General features: G+C 38.4%; 15 protein-coding genes. 6 read left to right on the top strand and 9 right to left on the bottom strand.

Going from position 1 to position 20,728, the window contains the following annotated elements:
• Positions 1 to 5: 5 nt before the first annotated feature.
• Genes panC through CH354_RS08040 form a run of 5 tightly spaced genes read right to left on the bottom strand, consistent with a single transcriptional unit; the run spans position 6 to position 8,317 of the window.
• Positions 6 to 860, bottom strand: a complete 855-nt coding sequence (gene panC, locus CH354_RS08060) for a pantoate--beta-alanine ligase (RefSeq protein WP_100728075.1) — start codon at positions 858 to 860, stop codon at positions 6 to 8.
• Positions 857 to 2,149 carry a histidinol dehydrogenase gene (gene hisD, locus CH354_RS08055; protein WP_100728076.1) on the bottom strand — a complete coding sequence of 431 codons (1,293 nt, stop codon included), beginning with the start codon at positions 2,147 to 2,149 and terminating at the stop codon, positions 857 to 859. The genes panC and hisD overlap by 4 nt, the downstream gene beginning before the upstream one ends.
• Positions 2,150 to 2,192: 43 nt before the next feature.
• Complete coding sequence (locus tag CH354_RS08050; RefSeq protein ID WP_100728077.1) at positions 2,193 to 3,374, bottom strand: LIC11435 family protein; 1,182 nt, start codon at positions 3,372 to 3,374, stop codon at positions 2,193 to 2,195.
• Positions 3,364 to 5,487 carry a FecR domain-containing protein gene (locus tag CH354_RS08045; RefSeq protein WP_100728097.1) on the bottom strand — a complete coding sequence of 708 codons (2,124 nt, stop codon included), beginning with the start codon at positions 5,485 to 5,487 and terminating at the stop codon, positions 3,364 to 3,366. The genes CH354_RS08050 and CH354_RS08045 overlap by 11 nt, the downstream gene beginning before the upstream one ends.
• A gap of 4 nt (positions 5,488 to 5,491) precedes the next feature.
• Positions 5,492 to 8,317 (bottom strand): adenylate/guanylate cyclase domain-containing protein, encoded by a 2,826-nt coding sequence (locus CH354_RS08040; RefSeq protein ID WP_100728078.1) that lies wholly within the window; start codon positions 8,315 to 8,317, stop codon positions 5,492 to 5,494.
• A 50-nt stretch (positions 8,318 to 8,367) separates the two neighbouring features.
• Here CH354_RS08040 and CH354_RS08035 point away from each other — a divergent pair, with 50 nt between their 5' ends.
• Both CH354_RS08035 and CH354_RS08030 read left to right on the top strand, forming a co-directional pair.
• A complete protein-coding gene (locus CH354_RS08035; protein WP_100728079.1) occupies positions 8,368 to 9,138 on the top strand; it encodes an exodeoxyribonuclease III in 771 nt (256 codons plus the stop codon).
• A gap of 33 nt (positions 9,139 to 9,171) precedes the next feature.
• A complete protein-coding gene (locus CH354_RS08030) occupies positions 9,172 to 10,143 on the top strand; it encodes an LEA/WHy family protein (protein WP_100728080.1) in 972 nt (323 codons plus the stop codon).
• A 43-nt stretch (positions 10,144 to 10,186) separates the two neighbouring features.
• Here the strand turns inward: CH354_RS08030 and CH354_RS08025 are convergent, their stop codons facing one another.
• Together CH354_RS08025 and mgtE are read right to left on the bottom strand one after the other, a co-directional pair.
• A complete protein-coding gene (locus CH354_RS08025; protein ID WP_100728081.1) occupies positions 10,187 to 10,822 on the bottom strand; it encodes an LA_2219 family laminin/E-cadherin/plasminogen-binding protein in 636 nt (211 codons plus the stop codon).
• Positions 10,823 to 10,885: 63 nt separating this feature from the next.
• Entirely contained in the window at positions 10,886 to 12,289 is a 1,404-nt protein-coding gene (gene mgtE / locus CH354_RS08020; protein WP_100728082.1) for a magnesium transporter, read from the bottom strand.
• A 65-nt stretch (positions 12,290 to 12,354) separates the two neighbouring features.
• Between mgtE and CH354_RS08015 the strand changes: the two genes are divergently transcribed.
• The 3 genes from CH354_RS08015 to CH354_RS08005 are packed head-to-tail and all read left to right on the top strand — an operon-like array spanning position 12,355 to position 15,077.
• Complete coding sequence (locus CH354_RS08015; protein ID WP_100728083.1) at positions 12,355 to 13,047, top strand: hypothetical protein; 693 nt, start codon at positions 12,355 to 12,357, stop codon at positions 13,045 to 13,047.
• The gene (locus tag CH354_RS08010) at positions 13,034 to 14,098 is read left to right on the top strand and encodes an OmpA/MotB family protein (RefSeq protein ID WP_100728084.1); all 1,065 of its coding nucleotides are present in this window, start codon (positions 13,034 to 13,036) and stop codon (positions 14,096 to 14,098) included. The genes CH354_RS08015 and CH354_RS08010 overlap by 14 nt, the downstream gene beginning before the upstream one ends.
• Positions 14,091 to 15,077, top strand: coding sequence for a cation diffusion facilitator family transporter (locus tag CH354_RS08005; RefSeq protein WP_100728085.1), 987 nt, complete (start codon positions 14,091 to 14,093; stop codon positions 15,075 to 15,077). Before CH354_RS08010 ends, CH354_RS08005 begins: the two co-directional genes overlap by 8 nt.
• A 48-nt stretch (positions 15,078 to 15,125) precedes the next feature.
• On the opposite strand, the gene CH354_RS08000 is transcribed toward CH354_RS08005, so the two are convergent.
• Complete coding sequence (locus CH354_RS08000) at positions 15,126 to 16,124, bottom strand: acyl-CoA dehydrogenase (protein WP_243396015.1); 999 nt, start codon at positions 16,122 to 16,124, stop codon at positions 15,126 to 15,128.
• On the bottom strand, positions 16,121 to 19,021 hold the full coding sequence (uvrA, locus tag CH354_RS07995) for an excinuclease ABC subunit UvrA (RefSeq protein WP_100728087.1): 2,901 nt from the start codon (positions 19,019 to 19,021) through the stop codon (positions 16,121 to 16,123). Before uvrA ends, CH354_RS08000 begins: the two co-directional genes overlap by 4 nt.
• Positions 19,022 to 19,173: 152 nt before the next feature.
• Between uvrA and CH354_RS07990 the strand changes: the two genes are divergently transcribed.
• Positions 19,174 to 20,697 carry a S49 family peptidase gene (locus CH354_RS07990; RefSeq protein WP_243396014.1) on the top strand — a complete coding sequence of 508 codons (1,524 nt, stop codon included), beginning with the start codon at positions 19,174 to 19,176 and terminating at the stop codon, positions 20,695 to 20,697.
• Positions 20,698 to 20,728 lie beyond the last annotated feature (31 nt).

The following is a 20,728-nucleotide window of genomic DNA, read 5'->3' as shown; positions in this document are numbered from 1 at the left end:
TTGGATCATTCGGGACATACAAGTATTTCGTTATCGATCAATCGCACCTCACCTACAAATACAGCTGTTGCTAGTAGTACATTTCCTTTCAATTCTTTGACTGGTTGTAATGTGTGAGGGTGTACCACTTCTAAATAATCAATTCTGACATTTTGACCTGTTAAAAGAAAATCAGATAGAATTTCTTTCCATACTGTTAAGTTCTTTTCGCCACCTAACAGAGTCTTTTTGGCAAGTTGGAACATTCTTGGTACAAGGGTAGCTGTTTCTCTATCTTTTTTTGATAAACGTAAATTTCGAGAACTCATCGCAAGTCCATCTGCTTCTCGTTTTGTGGGGACACCTACAATTTTCATTGGAAAATTGAGTTCCTCAACTAAAGTCGAAATAACTCGAAATTGTTGGTAATCTTTTAATCCAAAAAAAGCATAGTCTGGCTCTGTTAAATGGAAGAGTTTTGATACAATTTGTAACACACCTTCAAAATGCCCAGGCCTAGTCCTTCCACATAACGTTGTTTGTAATGAGGGTATGCTCATTTGGATGGGTGTCTCTGTTTTTGGATACATGACAGTAACACTAGGCAAAAAAACTAAATCTACGCCATTTTCTTCGCATAACTTTAAATCAGCTTCCGTGTTTTTGGGATAAGCTTCAAAATCCTTTGGATCATTGAATTGGGTTGGATTGATGAAAATGGAGACAATGGTTTTTGTACATTGTTTTTTCGACTGGCGTACTAAATCCATATGACCTGCATGAAGGGTTCCCATGGTAGGACAAAAACCAAGAATATCCTTTTGTTGTTTCCATTCCTGAATGATCTGCTTTAATTCTGAAATTTCGGAGACAACTTTCATGTATGGCCTTCGGTTCTAACCTTTACACTTGTTCCATGTTCTTCATCAAGGCCTTCTAGTTCCGACATGAGTTTCACAAAGGGGTAAAGTGTTTCGAGTGATTCTCTCGTAACTTCTTGGTAGGTTACCCGTTTTAAAAACGTATCTACACCGAGGGAAGAGTAAATTCGACTGCCTCTGGCAGTTGGTAAAATATGGTTGGTCCCTGAAATATAATCACCCATCGCAACTGGAGAATAAGGACCTAAAAAAACACTGCCTGCATGTTCAATTTGGGAGAATACTGAATCATTATCTTTTGTTTGGATTTCTAAATGTTCAGGTGCCAATTCATTGGAAAACCAAATACAATCCTCAATGGAAGGAAATACAAGAATGCTTGAATTTTCATAAATAGCCTTTTGTTTCATTTCCAAACGTTTGGGTCGTTCACGAAATGCAATTTCTAATTCGTCTCTTACTTTCTCCGCAAGTGAAACTTCTGTGGTGAGTAAAATCGCAGAACTATCTTCACCATGTTCCGCTTGAGATAACATATCACAGGCGATCCACTTTGGATTTGATGTTCCATCGGCAATGATACAAACTTCACTTGGACCAGCAGGACTATCAATCCCAATAAGTCCTTGGCCACTTAAGTAGGATTTGGCGGCGGCAACATAAGAATTCCCGGGTCCAACAATAAACTCTGATTTGGGAACTGACTCAGTACCATACGCAGCTGCCGCGATTCCTTGAGCTCCACCCACAGTCACAATCCGGTCAATCTCCAATATTTGCGCTAACCAAACTAAAATTTCTGGGATCCCTTCTTTTTGTGGTGGTGTGATGAGTTGGATCGACTTAACTCCAGCAATTTTTGCAGGAATGATTCCCATAAGCACACTCGATGGATACAATGCTTTCCCACCTGGTGCATACACAGCAAGGGATGGAATGGGAGTGTACTTCACACCCAAACGATTTCCATCGATCACCTTGGACCAAGGTTCTCGTTTCTGAGCCATGTGGAAGGCTTCAATATTGGTTTTTGCTCTTAAAAAAGCTTCTTTGGTTTTGGAATCAACATTCGTTTGGACTTCTTTTGGGTTGATCGTCAGTTTCGATAATTTGATGCCATCAAACTTTTCTGTATAAGAAAAAAGAGCAGAATCACCTTTGGTTCGCACATCTTCCAGTATGGGTAAAATCCGACTCGTGGCAGTACTTAAGTCTTCCCTCGCACCCGAGAGAAAACGAGAATATACCTCTTTAGAATTTCGATCACAGGAAAGAATGGGAATCGGCATAATTTCAGCTTGGAAGGAAGTGCCTTCCTAAACAAGCTTTTTGTCAAAAACGAGAGGAGATTTCGATTTGGTATCGGGAACCCACTTCCCTAACCAATTTGGTTTGGGAAAAACCAGACTCTGGTTGCATTGAGGCATACACTCTTTGGTTTTCATTTCCAAGAGGAAATCCTGGTTCATAACTCGCCACATTCCGTTTGGCAGAGAAATACGAATCTACCAAATTATATATCAAAAATGCCCCAAGGATTCCAGCCCCTACCTGGATAACGCCTAACTCTGATTTTGCGCGATTAAAACTTGTTTCCGCATTATTTCGATTGAGTAACCATAAAACTTGAGTGTCAGCTCGGTCAGCGAGTATAGCTCCAAGTAAAACAGCAGATTGGTAATCAGACCTTGCCGCTAAAAAACGATTGTATGAATTCGCATAAACAGCAACTGCAGAAATGGCAATGGCAGGATACACATACAATTTCCAATCCTTTCCATCAATGTACTTTTGCCCCCATCCAGGTAAAATAGAAGATCGCCACAAGGTAGACCAATATGGAGTTTCATAATAATCTTCAGGTATTTCTTTACGAATGATTTTCTCTTGTCGTTTTGCAAAATTATTTGCTCTTTCTTTTGAATCAGACAAAACGACACGTTGTTTGACTGTCAGTGTTTTGTTCCTAGGATTTTCTAAGACCAAATCATATATCCCGGTGTCCGTATCAGGATCAACGGCAAATGTAGCTTTTGCAATCGAATCAGATTCTATCACTACTTTTTTGGCAAGGATTCGTTTTCCTCCTGTGACCATGTATACTTTCATGGGATGGATAAAATCTTTACCTTCGAGTAAAAAAACTTTTTCCTTTTCTTCCTTTGATACAGAAAACACAGAATCTTTTGATAGAGTGGGAACACGAGATACAACTACTTCAAATTTCACCCAATCAGAATAACTACCAACTTTTCCTAGTTTGTTGATCACTGCTACTCGGTGTTCATAAACACCAGAAGTATAATTGACCAAATCATAACTGGTTCCTTTCACTTTTTCGGATAGGACCAAATACCCACTGGAATTTTTTATTTCCAAAACATAACCAGTAGCACCTTCCACTTCCATCCAACGTAACTGGTGTTGTGTGCCCTCTTCACCATCTGGTTCTCCCCAAATGGGAAAACCAATGAAAATAAAAATGAAAACGATTATCCCCTGTTTATTCCACATAGATAGTACCTGGTGTGAGGATTTTTGGAATTTTTAGTTCGGGAACAGAGATGAAAAAATCTTGTTTGTTTGCAACGGATTCTCTTTCTGAACCATCACTCGCTTTATAAAAAGAAGAAACTTCCCATCGAAATCTACCCACATTTAATTTTTGGATTTCGTTCATTTGGAATTTGTTCGAACTAATTCGTTCATTCAGTATTACCTTTTCTCGAATGCCTGAAACATCAATGAGCTTCAGTCGATATGCCGTAATTTTTTCCACTGGTTTCCAGGAGAAACTGATGTAATTTTTTGTGAAAAGATCGATTGTTTCATTCCTCCCTGGTGACAATAAATTGGGAGGTTCAATATTGGATACCATTTGGAAATTTCTTGTGGGACTTACCGTAGATTCATCTTCAGCAAGTTTTACTCGCCAATAAAATTTTCCAAAATCTTTTGATTTAAACTCGTAATAATTCCCAACTACTGATTCTTTCACGACCAAACTTTGGAAGTCGGCTTGTTTGGAAACCTGGATTTCATAGTTCGATTTTCCAGTCAGTTTTTTCCATTTGAGAACCACAAGGTTACGATCATCCACCTCAACTTCTGCAGATTGGTTTGGCGAAACTAATTCCAACTCCTCTTTTGCAATGACAGTGAAGGAAGAAAATTTGGAATCAATTCGAGTCCCTTGCTTTGAAATCCCTTTTACTCTCCAGAAATAGTTTCCAAGTTTTAATCCTGTTGTGGATTTAAAAAAATTATTTTTAATTTTTTCTGTTTGGAGAATGGTAGAAAAATTTACATCACTACTCAATTCCCATTGGTAAAAATCAAAATCCTTATCATCTTTCCATGAAAAGAATAATTGTGATTTGGTTTGTTCTTCTGCGATCACCTTACCCTTACTCGGCTCCAATAATTCAGGTGGTGAACTATTCGTTTTTTTCTGAATTTGGAAGGAAATCACTGCTGATGTTTTTTCTTCAATTCCTGGTAAACTAGACTTTGCCTTTATCTTCGCAAAATATGTACCTTCCTTTAAATTATCAAAGGCTAATGATTGGTTTTGAGTTTGTTTTAAAGTGACAATATCCGTAAAAGCCTTATCGCGAGCAATTTGAACAGAATAGGACGAATATAAGTCTAAAACATTCCAAACAAATCGTACAACAGGAGTTTCATTTGAAAATGAAATCACTTCTTCATTTTTTGGAGATAATAATTTCAATGATGGATCGTTTAAAATCCTAAATTGGAATACTTCTGTCACGGATCTAGTTTGAGTACTTGGATCATTATAAGAAACTCTCCAGTAATAAGAACCTGGTTCCAATTTTTTCGATATAGTAGCAGATGTTAACTTTTCTCTGACAAGTGACTTGGAAAAATCCGGGAATAAAGAAACTTCGATCATGGGAGAAGCACGTTTTACGGAATCCGAATTCCATCCAGCGATAGAAAAGTTAATCCGTTCCACTCCAGATTCAGAAAGAATGTTTTTTCTGTCATCTGGACTGACAAGACGAAACATTTGTTTGGCTACCTTTACCCCTGATTCAGAAACATTGGCAACTTGGTCTTTGACAATTGTTTCCTCTTTTCCATTGGAGGTTAATTTTGCTTCCCCTTGGTCAACTTTGATGTTTAACTCAGACTTTGTTTTATCGAGTTTTACATCACCATTTGTGACCTCAACGGTTTTGTCACCTGCGGTGATATTCATTTTTACATCACCAGATGAACCTGATACTCGCGCTGCTTCAAAGGAACCATAGGCAAAATTAATATTGATATTTTTGTCAGAAAGATCGAGTAAAATCATGGAATTTTCTGAAATATTAATCTTAGTTCCATCATTTAAAGTTAAGATAGCATCTGACAATCCCTCTGTGCGGATTGTATCTCTATTTTTGACTTCTGTTTTTGATTCTATTAAATCCCAAACAACGGCATCATTGTACTTTCGTAAGACCGTTTTATTTTTAAACGTAATCACACCTATCGTTGGTTCAGTGGAATCATTGGCTCTAAAATTCAAATTACGATACAATAATATAGAAAAAAGCAAAATTAATAATAATAATGCTGTTACTACAAATCTTGTATCATTTAACAAACGCATGGTATTATTTATGTGTCCTCGTAAATACCCCATCCCAATCTTTCCCTGGGGAATTGAGACTATATTCTTCACAACGTTCGATCAACATATGACTGGATTTATCTTTTGAACCTTTACTTCTTTCCGAATCTTTGAACAACTGAATTGCTTTTGCCCAATTTTGATTTAAGTATTCCTGAAAACCGGCTTCATACAATTGGACTGCTTCCACAAGATTGGGTGTCACCAGGGCTTTATAGCCTACCAATTCGTGAATCCGAACTGGTTCGTTTTTACCTTTCACACGAACTAGGTCCACATACCGAGTGATCATCTCTTCTTGGATTTTTTCACGAATCGGATCTGTGATGAGGATGTTAACTCCATAATCTTTACCAGCTGCTTCCAGTCGTGCTGCCAAATTGACAGTATCACCCATCATCGTGTAAGACGCGAGTGCATCAGTTCCCATAAACCCAACCTTTGCTGGGCCAGAATTGAGACCAATCCTTGCATCCATTACTTGTGCTTCTTTGGAATAAAGATTATTGGTAGTCCAGTATTCCCTTAACTCTTGTAGCTTCAAAACCATATCCACACTAGCTCTAGCTGCTTTCAGTTCATGGTCGGTCACAGGTACTGGTGCGTTGAAAATTCCAACAATAGCATCTCCAATGTATTTGTCCAAAACACCTTCGTGTTTTTTTAAAAGAAGGGTCATCGCTGATAGGTATTCATTGAGAAGTGCAGCGAGATCTGCACTTTTTAACTGTTCGGAGATTGTAGAAAAACTGGCAACGTCAGAAAAAAATGCAGTGATATGAGTTTCCGATCCACGTTTTAAAGCAGCAAGATCAACCATGGCTTCCTGAACCACAACTGGATCAATCATACTACCCAAAATGTTTTTCACTTTTTCTCTTTCTTCTAAACCTTGGCCCATATCGATAAAGTATTTTGTTAACAGACCAACCTCGTCTTGGGTTGTAGGTTTGATTCCAATTTTAAAATTACCTTTTGCAATCTCAAGAGTAGCTGTTAACAATTGCAATACGGGCTTTGTGATTGTTTTTGAAAAGAAAAAGACAAAAATAAGAGCAGAACACAATCCAATCCCTGCTATGTAAAGGTTTGTCTTTTGGCTTTTGTAAACATCAGCAAACGCTTTTTCTTCGGAAACAATTGTGATGACACCTGCATCAGCAAATCCAATTTTTTGGAAGGAACCTAAATAGGACCCACCTAATTCCTCATCCAAATAACTCATCTGGCCTGTGCTCGGGGCACTCGTTAGCATCGTTTTGACGATGGGCATCGTTGTTAAATCAGTTGCAGCAAGCACTAAATCTTCTTTAGGATGTGCCAGTACAGTGCCTGAACCATTCACTAAAAATGTTGTTTCAATTCCCTTTTTGGAAAATGCTCCAATAATTTTATCTAATTTGACAATGATGACAAGAGCATTGTCTAACTCACCATTTTCTGCTGTGGGAATGGCAATAGCAAAGGATGGCTCGACAAATCCGGGACTTGAATTGAGGAGAACGGCTTGTCCATTAAAGGCTTCTGCTAATTCATCGCGGTTTCTGTTGACAACTGCATGAAAATCATCTTCGGTAACTGCACTTTTTTTGAGTTCTTCTTCATTAAACACCTCTCGTTTCATCACAAGGATGTTGTCCCTCTTTTCAAAAATACCTAAGTAGATAAATTCCTTATCATTTTGGAAAAAGGTTTTAAGGAGTAATTTTCGATCTTCTTCAGGCAGTCCCTGAGTGGTGAGTGTGATGGCAATTTGGCGACCTTTTTCCACTACACCTAAAATATCAGATTTTACTTTGGATCCAATGATTTCCGCAATTCGAATATTATTATCACGTAACTGTAGTTCGATGGAACGTTTAAAGTAAAAAGAAGCAAAAATAATGATACTGGCAACTGACAAAACAAACAGAAGGCTAATGACACCCATCATCTTTAATTGTAGAGAAAACTTAGTGTTTACATTCGATTCAATTGCTAAACCAGATTCGATAACATCTGATTGTTTGTCTTTCGATTCTGGAATTGGTTTGTTTTCTATTGATGGAGAATCACCTAATGCCCGTTTCTTATCGTTCGAATCCGCAGGTTCTGATTGGAAATCTCCTCCATCCGATGCAAATGAGGATTCGATCAAATCATAAGGGTGATTCGGATCAGTTTCAACTTCCGATACTACCGATTCTTTTTCAATGGAAGATTCTGAACTTGGTAAATAGGATTCCGCTTGGTGGTGTCCATTGGAACTTCCATTTTCACCAACACCGATAGTTGTTAATTCAAATTGACGAATTTTTGTTTTCCCAGAACTGCCAACAAGTTCCAAAGGTGGGAAAGATAAAACTTTAGTTTCAATTTCTTTTGTTTTTCCACTGACAATTTCTGGAATGGAACTGGTTTTTCCTGTCAGTCCAAATTTATGAGAGATTCGATCAGGCGAAATTCGATCATCATATAAATACTCAAGCCTTGCAAAAACAGACCTAACTTCGACTTCCAATGACTTAGGATAAATGACAAAAAGATTTTTACCTTCACTTGCAGTGGATAGAGCTTTCGCCAAATACTTATTAGATGAAATCTGATGAACGGATACATAAGGGTATTCAAATCGATTGTTAGGAAATTGAATCCCCCAAGGAGGTGGTCCAAAACGGAACTCCAATTCCCTTGTCCTTCGCGTTTGGAAGAATATAGTAATCCCGTCGTCCCCATTCCATGATTCTAAACTTCCAGGAGTTTCATCCCAGACAAGAAAAGTGAGTTTGGACGTTCTAAGGAACGGAATTTCGGCAGAAATTTCTAACATACTGTTTTTAGTATCGACTTAAATGGGCATTCAATCGATCTCATTTCTAGATGAAAATCATCACGTTAAATTGCAACGGAATTCGTTCCAGTCTCAGCAAAGGTTTACTCGAATTTATACGTCACGAAAATCCTGACATGATTTGTTTCCAAGAAACGAAGGCTCCCGAAAAAGAAATTGTTAGGGATGAGTTTCGGGAATTGGGTTATGAAATTTATTTCTGTCTCGCAGAAAAACCTGGATACAGTGGAACGGCAGTTCTCACCAAAACAAAACCAAAATCTGTGTCCATTGGCTATGGTGATGGGATATTTCGATCAGAAGGTCGCTCTGTTTTTTTGGAATTTGATGAGTTTTACCTTTGGAATCTGTATTTTCCCTCAGGTACGAGTGGAGAAGAACGCCAAAAGATCAAATATCAGTTTTTAGATTCATTTATGGCTCTCGCAAAACCATTTTTAAAAAAGAAAAAACCACTTCTCGTCTGTGGTGATGTCAATATTGCCCATACGGAGATGGACATCCATAACCCCAAAGGGAATGAAAAAAATTCGGGTTTTTTACCTGAGGAGCGGAAGTGGATGACCGATTTTTTAAACTTAGGTTTTTTTGACTGTTTTCGAACACTACACCCAGACACAAGGGATGAATACTCTTGGTGGACCTACAGGTTCCAAGCGAGGAAAAACAATAAAGGTTGGAGGATCGATTATTTTTTTGTAACAAAATCAAAGCTTGTTCAATTATTAAACTCTAAAATTGCAAAAGAGCCTGTGATGTCAGACCACGCCCCCGTGGTACTCGAGGTCCAATTCTCTTGACAGAATGTTCTTTTTCGGATCAATTCTTCTCTCATGAAACGTATCCTATTTCTCATTCCACTTTTTTTACACTTTCAATGTTCTGTCCTTGGTGTCCTCCAAGACAAAATCCCAACTCCTGAATTTTCCTTTGAATCCCTTCATATCAAACAAATTACGTTTACAGACATCACCCTTGGTGTGGAAACATCGGTTACCAATCCTTACCCAGTTTCACTTCCCAGTTCTTTTTTGGATATGGATATCAAAATTGAAGGAATGAAATTATCTCAAATCAAAACAGATTTGGGAATCATTGAAGCAAAAAAAACCAAAGCCCTTCCCTTAGAAGTAAAATTAAAATATACAGACTTAGTCCAATTGTATAAAAAATTTCCCACAAAACCCATGTTAGAAGTCAGTGCAGAAGGAAATATGAAGGTGGCAATTCCCAAACAGTGGCAACTTTTAGGAAAGGATTCGATTAGTTTTCCCTTTGTCCAAAAAAAAGAAATCCCTGCGGTTTTACCTGATGTGGAAATTCGAAACTTTAAGATTTTAATGCCAACGGAATCAGAAATTTTGAGTGCATCGAATACGGAATCCATGGTGGGAACCACAACAAATTTTTTAAAAGGATTACTCGGAGGATCAAAAACTCCTGTTACCTCTGCCGCCAAAGCAGGGTTAGCCGGCTTGAAATTGAATTTAAAAACAGAATTTGATTTTGTTTTTTCCAACCAAGCAGCAGCAAATCTAAATTTAACTGATTTAAAATACAATCTACAGTTAGCTGGTGAAAATTTTCTGACAGGATCGCCGAAAGAAATCATCAACTCAGGAAAAGAATCGACGGTCAAAGTATCAAATGAGTTCCCAATCACATCCATTGGTACCTCACTCTACAAAACCATTCAATCGAAAGAAGCTTTGTACCAACTGAGAGGAGACTCTGGTTTCCTTGTTCCAAATCTCCGAGAAAACATTCCCTTTTCGTATGAGAAAAAAGGAAAGTTCCAATGGTAATGTTTTTCCTTTTGTAATTTGCTTCCTTTTTACTCCGAAGGATCTATTTTTTCTTCTGTAACATCTGTTTGATTTCATCCCTGGTTTTACCAGGGTGCAAACGGATTTGATAGGTGATTAAAAAACGTGTGATGAGTGGTGTCCCATCTTTTGATGCATGTTCATAATTAAACCGAGAGGCGTCATTTTGAATGATTTTTGCAATGTCATTGATACGTGGCACCCTTCTATCAAAGGCAATTGATTCGAGTTTGCCTGTAACGGTATTGAGTCCAATGGAGATGATACCATCATCGACAAAACTCAAAAGATCGTATTTTTTCATTTCTTCTTTTGAAAGTTCGTCCCCTCCTAAATCTGCTTTTCTGCGGATTTTGTCCGTATAACGGATCTGTCTCACCATATAAGAATCGGAGGCAATATAAACACGGAACACTTCTAAGGGTAGTTCACTTTTTTTCTGGAAAAAGGGAATTTCTCCTGTATGGTTTTGTACTTCTTCTCCTCTTTCATTCAGGATCACTTCCCCTTCGCCACCTGGAGGTGGGAGGATTTCTTTGGTGATGGATGGTTCCGTTTTTGGTTCGTCCTGTTTTGACTGCGTCGAGTCTTTTGTGGATTGGCAAGAAACAAGGTAAAAAAGAAGGAAAAAAAGTGCGGAGTGAAACGAAAATTTCATTTGCACATCAGTATTTGGTGGTTTCTTCCCCTGGCAAGAAATTTAAGGGAAAAAGGAGAATCCCTAAACCAAATATTTTGCAAACACCGTGGCAAGTCCTAGGAAAAAGAAAAACCCACAAACATCGGTTGTTGCTGTTACAAAAATGGAAGAAGCAATGGCAGGATCAATTTTCATTCCTTTTAGTAAAATGGGAACGAGGGAACCAACAAGTGAAGCAACCATCATATTCACGAGCATCGCAGTACCCACAACAAGGCCCAAGGTTAAGTTGCCTTTCACTAGGTAAATCATACTAAATGTAACTGTACCCAAAGCCAATCCATTCAATACACCAATCGTGAATTCTTTCCGCACAGCATCCCACCAATTGGAAAATGACAAATCACCTGTTGCAATATTGCGAATCACAACTGTTACAGATTGTGTTCCTGCATTTCCACCGAGACCCGCAACAATCGGCATGAGTGTCGCGAGTACAACAATTTTGGAAATGGTATCTTCAAAAAAAGCAACCACACTCGAGCTCACAAAAGCAGTTAGTAAATTCACATTGAGCCAAATGATCCTTCGTTTGACAGATTGTAAGATGGGAGTAGACAACCTTTCATCTTCCGAAACCCCTGCCATGAGGAGGATATCTTCCGATGCTTCTTCTTCCACAATTTCTAACACATCGTCCACAGTGATGCGACCGATGATCCTTCCTAAATCATCAGTTACTGCAGCACTCACTAAGTCATATTTTTTGAATGTATTGGCAACTTCCTCTTGGTCCACATCATAATGGAAGGCAAAGACGGAGAAGTTAGTGATCTTTGCTATTTTTGTATTGATGGGTGTGAGGAATAAATCTTTTAAAGGGATAAATCCTTCCAAAACACCATCTTCATTGGTTACATAAATTTGGTAAATGTCTTCGATTTCCTTTGCTTTTTTTCGGACATTGATGATCCCTTTGCGGACATTGTCTGTAATGGAAACAGTCGCAAAGTCTTTTGACATGAGTCGACCTGCAGAGTATTCCCGAAATCCAAGTTGGGACCTGATTTCGAAACTATCGGTTTTACTCAAATTGGCTAAGACTAGTTCTCGTTTGGCACTCGGAAGGTAGGATAATAAATACGTAGTTTCATCTGTTTCAATATGGCTTAGAGTTTTTGAGATTTCATCCACTGAGAGTTCTTCTAAAAAGGACTCCAGTGTCTCCTCTTCCATTTTGATGAGGGAATATGCTTGGTCCTCAATCGACAATAACCGGAAAAGGTATAACTCTTCTTCTCGTTCTAAATCTTTGAATAAGGTGACAACGTCTGCTGGGTGAGCTCCATCGAGCAGTGACTTAAGATGGGATTGGTCCTTTGCTTCAATGGAAGATTTGATTTGTTCGACAAACTCTTCATAGGAATCACTTTCTCTGTCGATTTTGATTCGGAATTCGGATTCTTTCTTTCTTTCTTCTTCCATAAATCAGCGGATTTCCTGAATTTTCCAATTGACGGTTATGTCACGTGAAGCATAGGCTATATCCTATGTCGGCACGAGTTCCTTTTTTGAAAACGAATCTTTTTTTCATCCTAGTTTTTTCACAATGTGTCTTATTTGAACCAAAACTAAACAAAGTCCCAGACGCTTATGTAAGGGAAGAAGTGATGAATGCAGAGCAAAAGAATGCTACCAAAATCCTCACTGAAAAAATCATCAAACTCAATAATGAAGTCACAAACCAAAGAAAGGCAAATGCACTGACATCCCAGGCGATTAAAATTTCCCAAGCCAAGGTGAACAAACATGCTGCGGAAAGAGATCTCAAACGTGCCAAAGAATCCTACTTTACTTTAAAAGAAGACTCTGCCTCTTCCAAACGTTACCTCGAAGAAAGCCAAATGTTTGAATTGGAAAGAGCAAAAGAAGAAACCAGATACAAAACCTGGGTGCAAAAAGAAAAAGAAGATAAAGCATTTTTAGAAATGAAAGAAGCGACACTCGGTGAAATGATCGCAGAACTCGAGTTAGTACGATCAGAAATCGCTGTTAAATTCCAAGAATCGCAAGGAAAAACACCAGCTGATCCTGAATATGTAAAAAAAGAAATCTATGAAACTCAGTATGCTGAAAAAAAATCAGATGCTAGACGAAGGTTATCCGATTGGGAACGAATCAAAACAGAAGCACCAAGCCTACCGAAGGTGAATTTAGAGGATAGTTTCGATGATTCTAAATAAACAGAACCTCTTTTCATCCTTCACAGTTCTCTTTTTTACCCTTTTCTTTGTTACACCAGGGAGTGTGTATGCCGATTGGGTGTACTTTCCTTATGAATACAACCAAATTTACAAAGAAAAATATGCGCTGGAATTGGAACTTGCAGACATTCGCAAACAACACCAAAACGAACTGAATCGATTAGAAGAAGAAAAAAAAGATCTCCAATCCCAAATTCGAAACCTCACAGAAGATTTAGAACTGGAAAAACGCAATCGTGCCAAAGAACAAGATGAGTATTCCGATAAACTCCGCGATTACGATATGCGCCTTCGTAGTATTGAAAAAAAAGGAACCGACAAAGAACGAACGCTCGCAGAAGAGAATCGAAAACGAGAAGAAAAAGATAGGGCTGAAATAGACGCACTCAAACGTAAGTTAGAAGAAAAAGAAAGAGAGTGCCTACAAAAGGAACAAAAACTCCGCGAAACTTACGAATCCAAAATGGATGAACTCAAAGAAAGGATTCGCAATTTAGAAGAAGAACTTGCCAATTTGCGTAAACTTACCAAAGAACAGAAACGAGAACTAGAAAGATTATCCGAACAAACCAAGGAATTTGAAGAAAAACTCGCAAAAGAAATCACCTCTGGACAAATTCGACTCAAACGATTTCATAACAAACTCATCATCAACATCGATGACAAAATCTCTTTTGATAGTGGATCCTCTGAACTAAAACCTGCAATTCTCCCTGCCATTGAAAAAATTAGAGAAATTTTAGCAGCGTATCCAGAAAACTACATTGTTGTGGAAGGCCATACAGACAATGTTCCTATCAAAACCAAATTCAGAAATAACTGGCACTTATCGAGCGAACGAGCATTATCTGTTTTAGAATTTATTTTACAGAATAAAAACCTTAACCCTAAAAACTTTTCCAGTGCAGGGTATGGAGAATACCAACCCATTGTTCCCAATAGCACAAAAGAAAACAAAGCACTCAATCGTCGGGTAGATATTGTTGTGATACCAAGAGCAACAAGCTCTTTGGGTGGAAATAATGACTAACCAAAGGCCAAGAAGGCGTAAGCTCATCTTCTTTTTGAGTCTCTCCGGCATTTTGTCGGTGATGATTTTTTTTATTGAATGGATTGGTTCTAAAGAAAGTGGGAGTTTAGCCTTATTTGCAGATGCAGGTCATATTTTCACCGATGTATTTGCTCATATCATCTCCCTTTTTGCCCTAATCATCGCTGCTAAAAAACCTAACAAAAAATACCCTTTTGGCTTCCATCGATTTGAAGTCATCGCTGCCTTTTTAAACGGACTCCTTTTGATTGCCATCGCATTATTTATCTTATATGAAAGTTACCTACGGTACTACGGGAATGCTGAAGTGGAAGCGGATACCATGCTTATGTATTCTCTCATCGGATTTGGAATTAATATGATTTCAGCTGGATTACTTGTGGGAGTGAGTAAAACAAGCCTCAACTTAAAGTCGGCTTACTTACACGTGTTAAGTGATTTGCTAGGTACATTAGCTGTGATCTTTGGAGCCCTTCTCATTCATTTTACTGGTGTAAAACAAATCGATAGTATCCTCAGTATTTTACTTGGACTTTTTATTTTAAAAACTTCATACGGTATCGTCAAAGAATCGATCCAAATTTTAATTGAAGCAGACACAAGTGATTTTGACAAAGAACATCTATTAGAACATATCCACGTTTTACAAGGAATTGAATCCGTTCCTAAAACTACGATTCGGAAACTCACTTCTGGTGTGTTTTCAATCGAAATCCAAGTTGCCGTAAAAGATACTGCAAATCGTGACAAAATCACTTTCGAAATTCACAAAGTATTAAAAGAAGAATTTGGAGTTCCCTTTGTATCCGTAGAAATTGTATCCGCAAGTGTGCTTTCAAAACTGGAAACTCTTACTGTACGAGAATCACAAAGAGAATTTGGTCACCATGGGCATGAACATGGTCATTCTCATGAACATACAGAAAATAAACCAAAAGGTCACACCCACAAACACTGATTCTTTTACCTAAATCATCGAACCTAAAATTTGGTAATTTTAAGAAAGTTAAGGAGATTGTGACCGTTTTTTCAATTGGGTGAGATACTTGGTTAAGGAATCTTCCCAAACGAATAATTGCCAATCAGGATCAATGGTTTTTAAGTCTTCTGGTTTCTCCAATTGGTAATACTTTGTCACAGAGAGTAAAAGAGGCAATATTGGATACGGAAACCCTTCTAGTAACATTTCTTTTGTGGGATTTCCTTCGAAACCTTGGAGATAGGATTCTCTCCACTGGATGAGTTTGTTACGTTCCCGATTTAGATCGGAATCTATTGTCGATAATACCTTGGTTTTTCCGATGAGGAGAGATACAAGCGAACACAATTCCTTAAGTCGTAACTCCATCCCTAACTCACCATAATCTTCGATGAGTAAACCCTCAGCTTCTAACGGTAGGTCTTTGACTTGGATTTTTAAATGGCTAACATGCGGGGTAAAATCTGTATGGAAACTTTCTTTTAAGATTACATAAGGAAAATTTGATTCTTTGGGAATGGGAACAATGTAAACAGGATTTTCATTTTCTGATTTTGTAACCCAAAATACAAAATTTGCCTCACCACCATTTGTCACAAATGACTTAATCCCTGTTAGTTTCCCAGATACAACGGAGGATTGTAATTTCTTAATCTTACCCTCAAACCCAGGTTCACTCACCCCCACTGATAGAATGATTGGTGGTGTTACCCCGAGAAATGCATCCCATACAAAATGGGAACCAGGATTTGGGTACTTGGAATGAAGGAGGATCCCCCCTGCTACATTCACCTCAACCATACAAGAGAGAGCAAGAGATACTCCATTTGGTTCCTCTGCAAGTGTTGAGATTTTATTTTGGAATTCGAAATATGATTCTTTTCCTAAGATAAAGTCATAAAAACCGGAAGCAAAAAGATAAGGTTTCCAACTGCAGTAAAAATCATTTTTTTCTAACACTGATTTTGGATAAATTGAATCTTTTTCACCATATTTGGAAAATAGATGGTAAGGAGATTCATTCACGAAGTTGATTTTCCTTTTTTCTTTGATTGTTTGGCATCGAGTAACTTTTCTTCTTCCAATACTTTTTTGAGATATTGACCAGTAAAGGATCGTTTGACAGTAACAACCTCTTCCGGAGTACCTGTGGCAATGACCTCACCACCCCCATCTCCCCCTTCCGGACCAATGTCGATGATGTAGTCAGCAGCTTTGATCACATCCAAATTGTGTTCGATGATAACCATCGAATTCCCTTTGTCCACTAATACCTGTAAAACGGACAATAACCTTTCTATGTCTTCAAAATGGAGACCCGTCGTTGGTTCATCCAAGATATAGAGTGTTTTACCTGTCGGGCGTTTGGAAAGTTCTGTGGAAAGTTTGATCCTTTGTGCTTCCCCACCAGAAAAGGTTGTAGCTGCTTGTCCAAGTTTGATGTAACCAAGACCAACATCCATAAGGGTATCTAACTTTCGTTTGAGATTGGGAATATTTTCAAAAAAGACAACTGCTTCTTCGACAGTCATATCCAAAACATCCGAAATATTTTTTCCTTTGTATTTTACTTCCAGAGTTTCTCTATTGTATCGTTTGCCTTTACAAACTTCACATTCCACATAAATATCAGGAAGGAAATGCATTTCAATTTTTAAGATACCATCTCCTTCACATTTTTCACACCTTCCGCCGGCGACATTGAAACTAAACCGACCAGGACCATAACCCCTTACTTTTGCTTCTTCTAAACCACTATAAAGTTCACGCACAAAAGTGAATAAGCCAGTATAGGTTGCGGGATTTGAACGTGGGGTTCTACCGATGGCCGACTGGTCAATGTTAATCACTTTATCAATTTGTTCTTTCCCTTGGATTTTTTTATGTTTTCCTGGAACAAGTTTCATCCCCATTACAGAACTTGCGAGTTCCTTGTAGAGAATTTCATTGATCAAAGTGGATTTTCCTGAACCAGAAACCCCTGTAACAACAGTTAAAGTGCCGAGAGGAATGGATACATCAATATTCTTTAGATTGTTATGCGAAGCACCTGTGATTTTTAAAAACTTACCATTTCCAGACCTTCTTGTGTCCGGCATCGAAATTCGTTTTTCACCTGATAAAAACTTTCCTGTGACCGAATGTTTGTCTTTTTTGATTTGTTCGGGAGTTCCAAAAGCAACAATCTCTCCCCCGTGTACACCGGCACCAGGCCCCATATCCACGATAAAATCAGCCTCTTCCATGGTTTCTTTATCATGTTCCACGACGAGGACGGTATTTCCTAAGTTTCGTAAACCTTTTAAGGTTTGTACAAGTTTAGTATTGTCCCTTTGGTGGAGGCCAATGGAAGGTTCATCTAAGATATAGAGGACACCCATAAGCCTTGATCCAATTTGAGTTGCAAGGCGGATCCTTTGCATCTCTCCCCCCGACAAAGTTCCTGCAGAACGACTGAGATTCAAGTAACCAACTCCTACATCATTTAAAAAATGTAACCTTTGTAAGATCTCTTTTAGAATGGGTTTGGAGATGGTGTCTTCTGCACCCTTGTATTCCGATTGTTTAGTGAATTCGAGAGCCTTTTCAATTGAAAAACCAGTATAGGCATCGATCCCAATCCCTTGAACCTTCACAGCAAGTGCTTCTTTCCGAAGTCGTTTTCCATGGCACTCTTCACAATCATGGTTTGTCATAAAGGATTCAAACCATTGGCGCATGGAATCTGATTTGGTTTCTTTATACCGTCTTTTTAGATTGGGTATCACACCTTCGTAATTCCGAGAAAATTCATAATGTGAGTTGGCACCACGAAAATCATAATCAATATGGATGGATGTATCTCCATGAAGGATTGTATTTTTTACCTTTTCCGATAAATCTTTCCATGGTGTATTTAAATTAAATTTTAGTTTTTTTGATAACGCCTGTATGGTGGCCATGTACCAGTAAGAATTGGATTTTGAACCACCCCAAGCTTCGATACATCCTTCCGCAAGGGATGCTTCTCTATCCGTCACAAGGAGTGCTTCATCGAACTCGAGTAAGGCGCCGAGTCCATCACAATTGGAACAAGCACCAAAAGGAGAGTTAAAAGAAAAAAGCCTTGGAGTGAGTTCTGGAATACTGACATCATCACATTTGGGACAAGAAAGTTTTTGAGAAAACAAGTGGTCTTTTTCGCCGTCTTCCACAACGACTATTCCATCGGCAGTTTTGAGTGCCGTTTCGACTGAGTCCGACAACCGAGATTGGATTCCTGGTTTCATCACAATCCTATCCACAACAATATCGATGTCGGCTTTAAAGTTTTTCTTTAAAGGAATCTCATCTTCTAGGGAATACACTTCTCCATTCACACGAACCCTGTTGAACCCTTCCTTTTTGAAACGTTCCAGGACTTCTTTGTGTTCTCCTTTTTTCCCTTGGATGACGGGAGCAAGGATCTGAAGTTTCGTTCCTTCTGGGAAAATATTGATCCTGTCTGTAATCTGGTCGACTGACAAACTGGAGATCGCCGTCCCACATTTTGGGCAGTGAGGTTTTCCAACACGAGCGTATAACAAACGCAAGTAATCATAAATTTCAGTGACAGTTCCCACCGTAGAACGAGGGTTACGATGGGTTGTTTTTTGTTCGATGGAGATGGCTGGACTTAAACCCTCAATTTGGTCTACCTCTGGTTTTTCCATTTGACCGAGAAATTGTCTGGCATAACTGGATAAGGATTCTACATACCTCCGTTGCCCTTCTGCATAAATGGTATCAAAGGCAAGGGACGACTTCCCAGAACCCGAAAGACCAGTGATGACCACAAGTTTGTCTCTCGGAATATCGAGGTTTAGGTTTTTTAGGTTATGTTCACGAGCGCCACGAATACGAATAAAGGAATCCACATCGGATAGCTTGTTTTCCTCTTTCATTCTGGAAAGAATTTTAAGGAATGGAAGGAAGAGGACTCCCTGTGTTTCGAATTCTTTTTTTGATTCTTTTTTTGCCCTTCCGCCTTTTGTACCTAATTTATCTACGTCTAAGCCTCCTGTTCCAAAGAGGCCGTGAAGTTTATGAATTGGAAATGCCACCTAGGTTTGAGGATTCATTCAAATCCTATTTTGTCAAAAAACTGCAAGGGAAAGAAGAAACCATCACAAGATTAGAGCTGCTTATCTTACTCGGAACCATCAAAAAAAATCCAAAAATCAAATCACTTGATATCAATTTACCTCCACTGGAATGGACTCTTTCTGAATTTTATGAAATCAGAAATGAACTTTTGGCAATCCGAGAATCTGGAAAAACCATTCGGATGTTTGCAAAAGAAGGAGGACTTGGGACATTACTATTAATCACAGTCGCAAATGAGACATACCTTGCTCCCGAATCCGAATTCACTTTAATGTTACCGAGCGCCGAACCAATGTTTTTTGGTAAATTCCTAAAAACTTGGGGAATTGAAGTCCAAGCCTTTGCCTCAGGCCCATATAAATCTTTTGCCGAAAGTTTTACTCGCAGCGAATTTTCAAAAGAGGCAAAAAAGAATTTAGAATCCCTCATTCTAAACTTACGTTCCGTGATTTTAGATGCACTCACAGGGGGAAAAAAATCCCTAGAATCCCTTTTTTACAAACCAATGTTATCTGCGGATGATTTACTTTCTTTTGGTGTCATTCAAGGGATTAAAACTGAAACTGAATTTTTTAGTGAAGATCGAAAACTTTTTTCCCCTAGTTTTCCCCTTCTTTACCAAACCGTAAAAGATTTTTCAATTCTACCGAAACGGAAACTGGAAGTTGTGGTACTTCCAATCGATGGAAACATTACTGGCGGAGACTACTTACATAAAAATAGAGAAAATGGTAAAATTGAAGCTTTTTCTCTCATACCCACTTTACAGGCATTAGCGGAAGATAAAAAAATAAAAGCTGTCATATTAGAAATTTCCTCTCCAGGGGGTTCTGCTTTTTATTCCGAACAAATCCACCAAGAAATTTTGGAATTAAAAAAATCAAAATTAGTAACAGCTTACTTTAAAGATACAGTAGCGAGTGGAGGTTATTATATTGCCACTGCCACAGACCATATCACTGCATCCCCTGTATGTATCACAGGTTCCATCGGTGCTGTGAGCATCCGAGCCAATTTACAAAAATTATATAAGAAATTTCAATTGAATAAGGAAGCTGTCGGGTTTTATCCGTTCCGTGACATCCATTCCGAATTCCAACCACTTTCCAAACAAAGTATTCAGTACTTAGAAGCACAAATCAAAAAAATTGAGGCTTTGTTTTACCGCCGTGTTTCGGAAGGAAGAAATATCCCACTGGAAACCCTGCCTAAAATTGGAATGGGAAGGGTGTATCTACCAACAACAGAAAATAATATTGTCGATTCATTAGGTGGCCTGCTTGATGCAATCAAACTCGTGAAAGAAAAGTTAGGCGGAAAGGCAATTTATGTGACTGAAGAATTACCAGCATACAACCTGAAAAATAAAATCCCGTTACTCGGTGGACTACTTGCTGAGTTAAATCTTTTGGAATCTCTCGGTGAGGTCTCTCTCCTTTCTCATACCAAAATCCATTGGAAAAACAGAAGGTAAAACTCTTAGGTAATAGAATCGTATTTCCAAT

The organism is Leptospira levettii, from assembly GCF_002812085.1.
Lineage (GTDB): Bacteria > Spirochaetota > Leptospiria > Leptospirales > Leptospiraceae > Leptospira_A > Leptospira_A levettii.
This window is presented reverse-complemented; position numbering and strand designations above follow the sequence as displayed.

What these genes read in the sequence shown, in the direction of transcription:
- panC (WP_100728075.1), bottom strand. Translation starts at nt 860, where the DNA reads ATGAAAGTTGTCTCCGAAATTTCAGAATTAAAGCAGATCATTCAGGAA.
- hisD (WP_100728076.1), bottom strand. Translation starts at nt 2,149, where the DNA reads ATGCCGATTCCCATTCTTTCCTGTGATCGAAATTCTAAAGAGGTATAT.
- CH354_RS08050 (WP_100728077.1), bottom strand. Translation starts at nt 3,374, where the DNA reads ATGTGGAATAAACAGGGGATAATCGTTTTCATTTTTATTTTCATTGGT.
- CH354_RS08045 (WP_100728097.1), bottom strand. Translation starts at nt 5,487, where the DNA reads ATGCGTTTGTTAAATGATACAAGATTTGTAGTAACAGCATTATTATTA.
- CH354_RS08040 (WP_100728078.1), bottom strand. Translation starts at nt 8,317, where the DNA reads ATGTTAGAAATTTCTGCCGAAATTCCGTTCCTTAGAACGTCCAAACTC.
- CH354_RS08035 (WP_100728079.1), top strand. Translation starts at nt 8,368, where the DNA reads ATGAAAATCATCACGTTAAATTGCAACGGAATTCGTTCCAGTCTCAGC.
- CH354_RS08030 (WP_100728080.1), top strand. Translation starts at nt 9,172, where the DNA reads ATGAAACGTATCCTATTTCTCATTCCACTTTTTTTACACTTTCAATGT.
- CH354_RS08025 (WP_100728081.1), bottom strand. Translation starts at nt 10,822, where the DNA reads ATGAAATTTTCGTTTCACTCCGCACTTTTTTTCCTTCTTTTTTACCTT.
- mgtE (WP_100728082.1), bottom strand. Translation starts at nt 12,289, where the DNA reads ATGGAAGAAGAAAGAAAGAAAGAATCCGAATTCCGAATCAAAATCGAC.
- CH354_RS08015 (WP_100728083.1), top strand. Translation starts at nt 12,355, where the DNA reads ATGTCGGCACGAGTTCCTTTTTTGAAAACGAATCTTTTTTTCATCCTA.
- CH354_RS08010 (WP_100728084.1), top strand. Translation starts at nt 13,034, where the DNA reads ATGATTCTAAATAAACAGAACCTCTTTTCATCCTTCACAGTTCTCTTT.
- CH354_RS08005 (WP_100728085.1), top strand. Translation starts at nt 14,091, where the DNA reads ATGACTAACCAAAGGCCAAGAAGGCGTAAGCTCATCTTCTTTTTGAGT.
- uvrA (WP_100728087.1), bottom strand. Translation starts at nt 19,021, where the DNA reads ATGAAAGAGGAAAACAAGCTATCCGATGTGGATTCCTTTATTCGTATT.
- CH354_RS07990 (WP_243396014.1), top strand. Translation starts at nt 19,174, where the DNA reads ATGCCACCTAGGTTTGAGGATTCATTCAAATCCTATTTTGTCAAAAAA.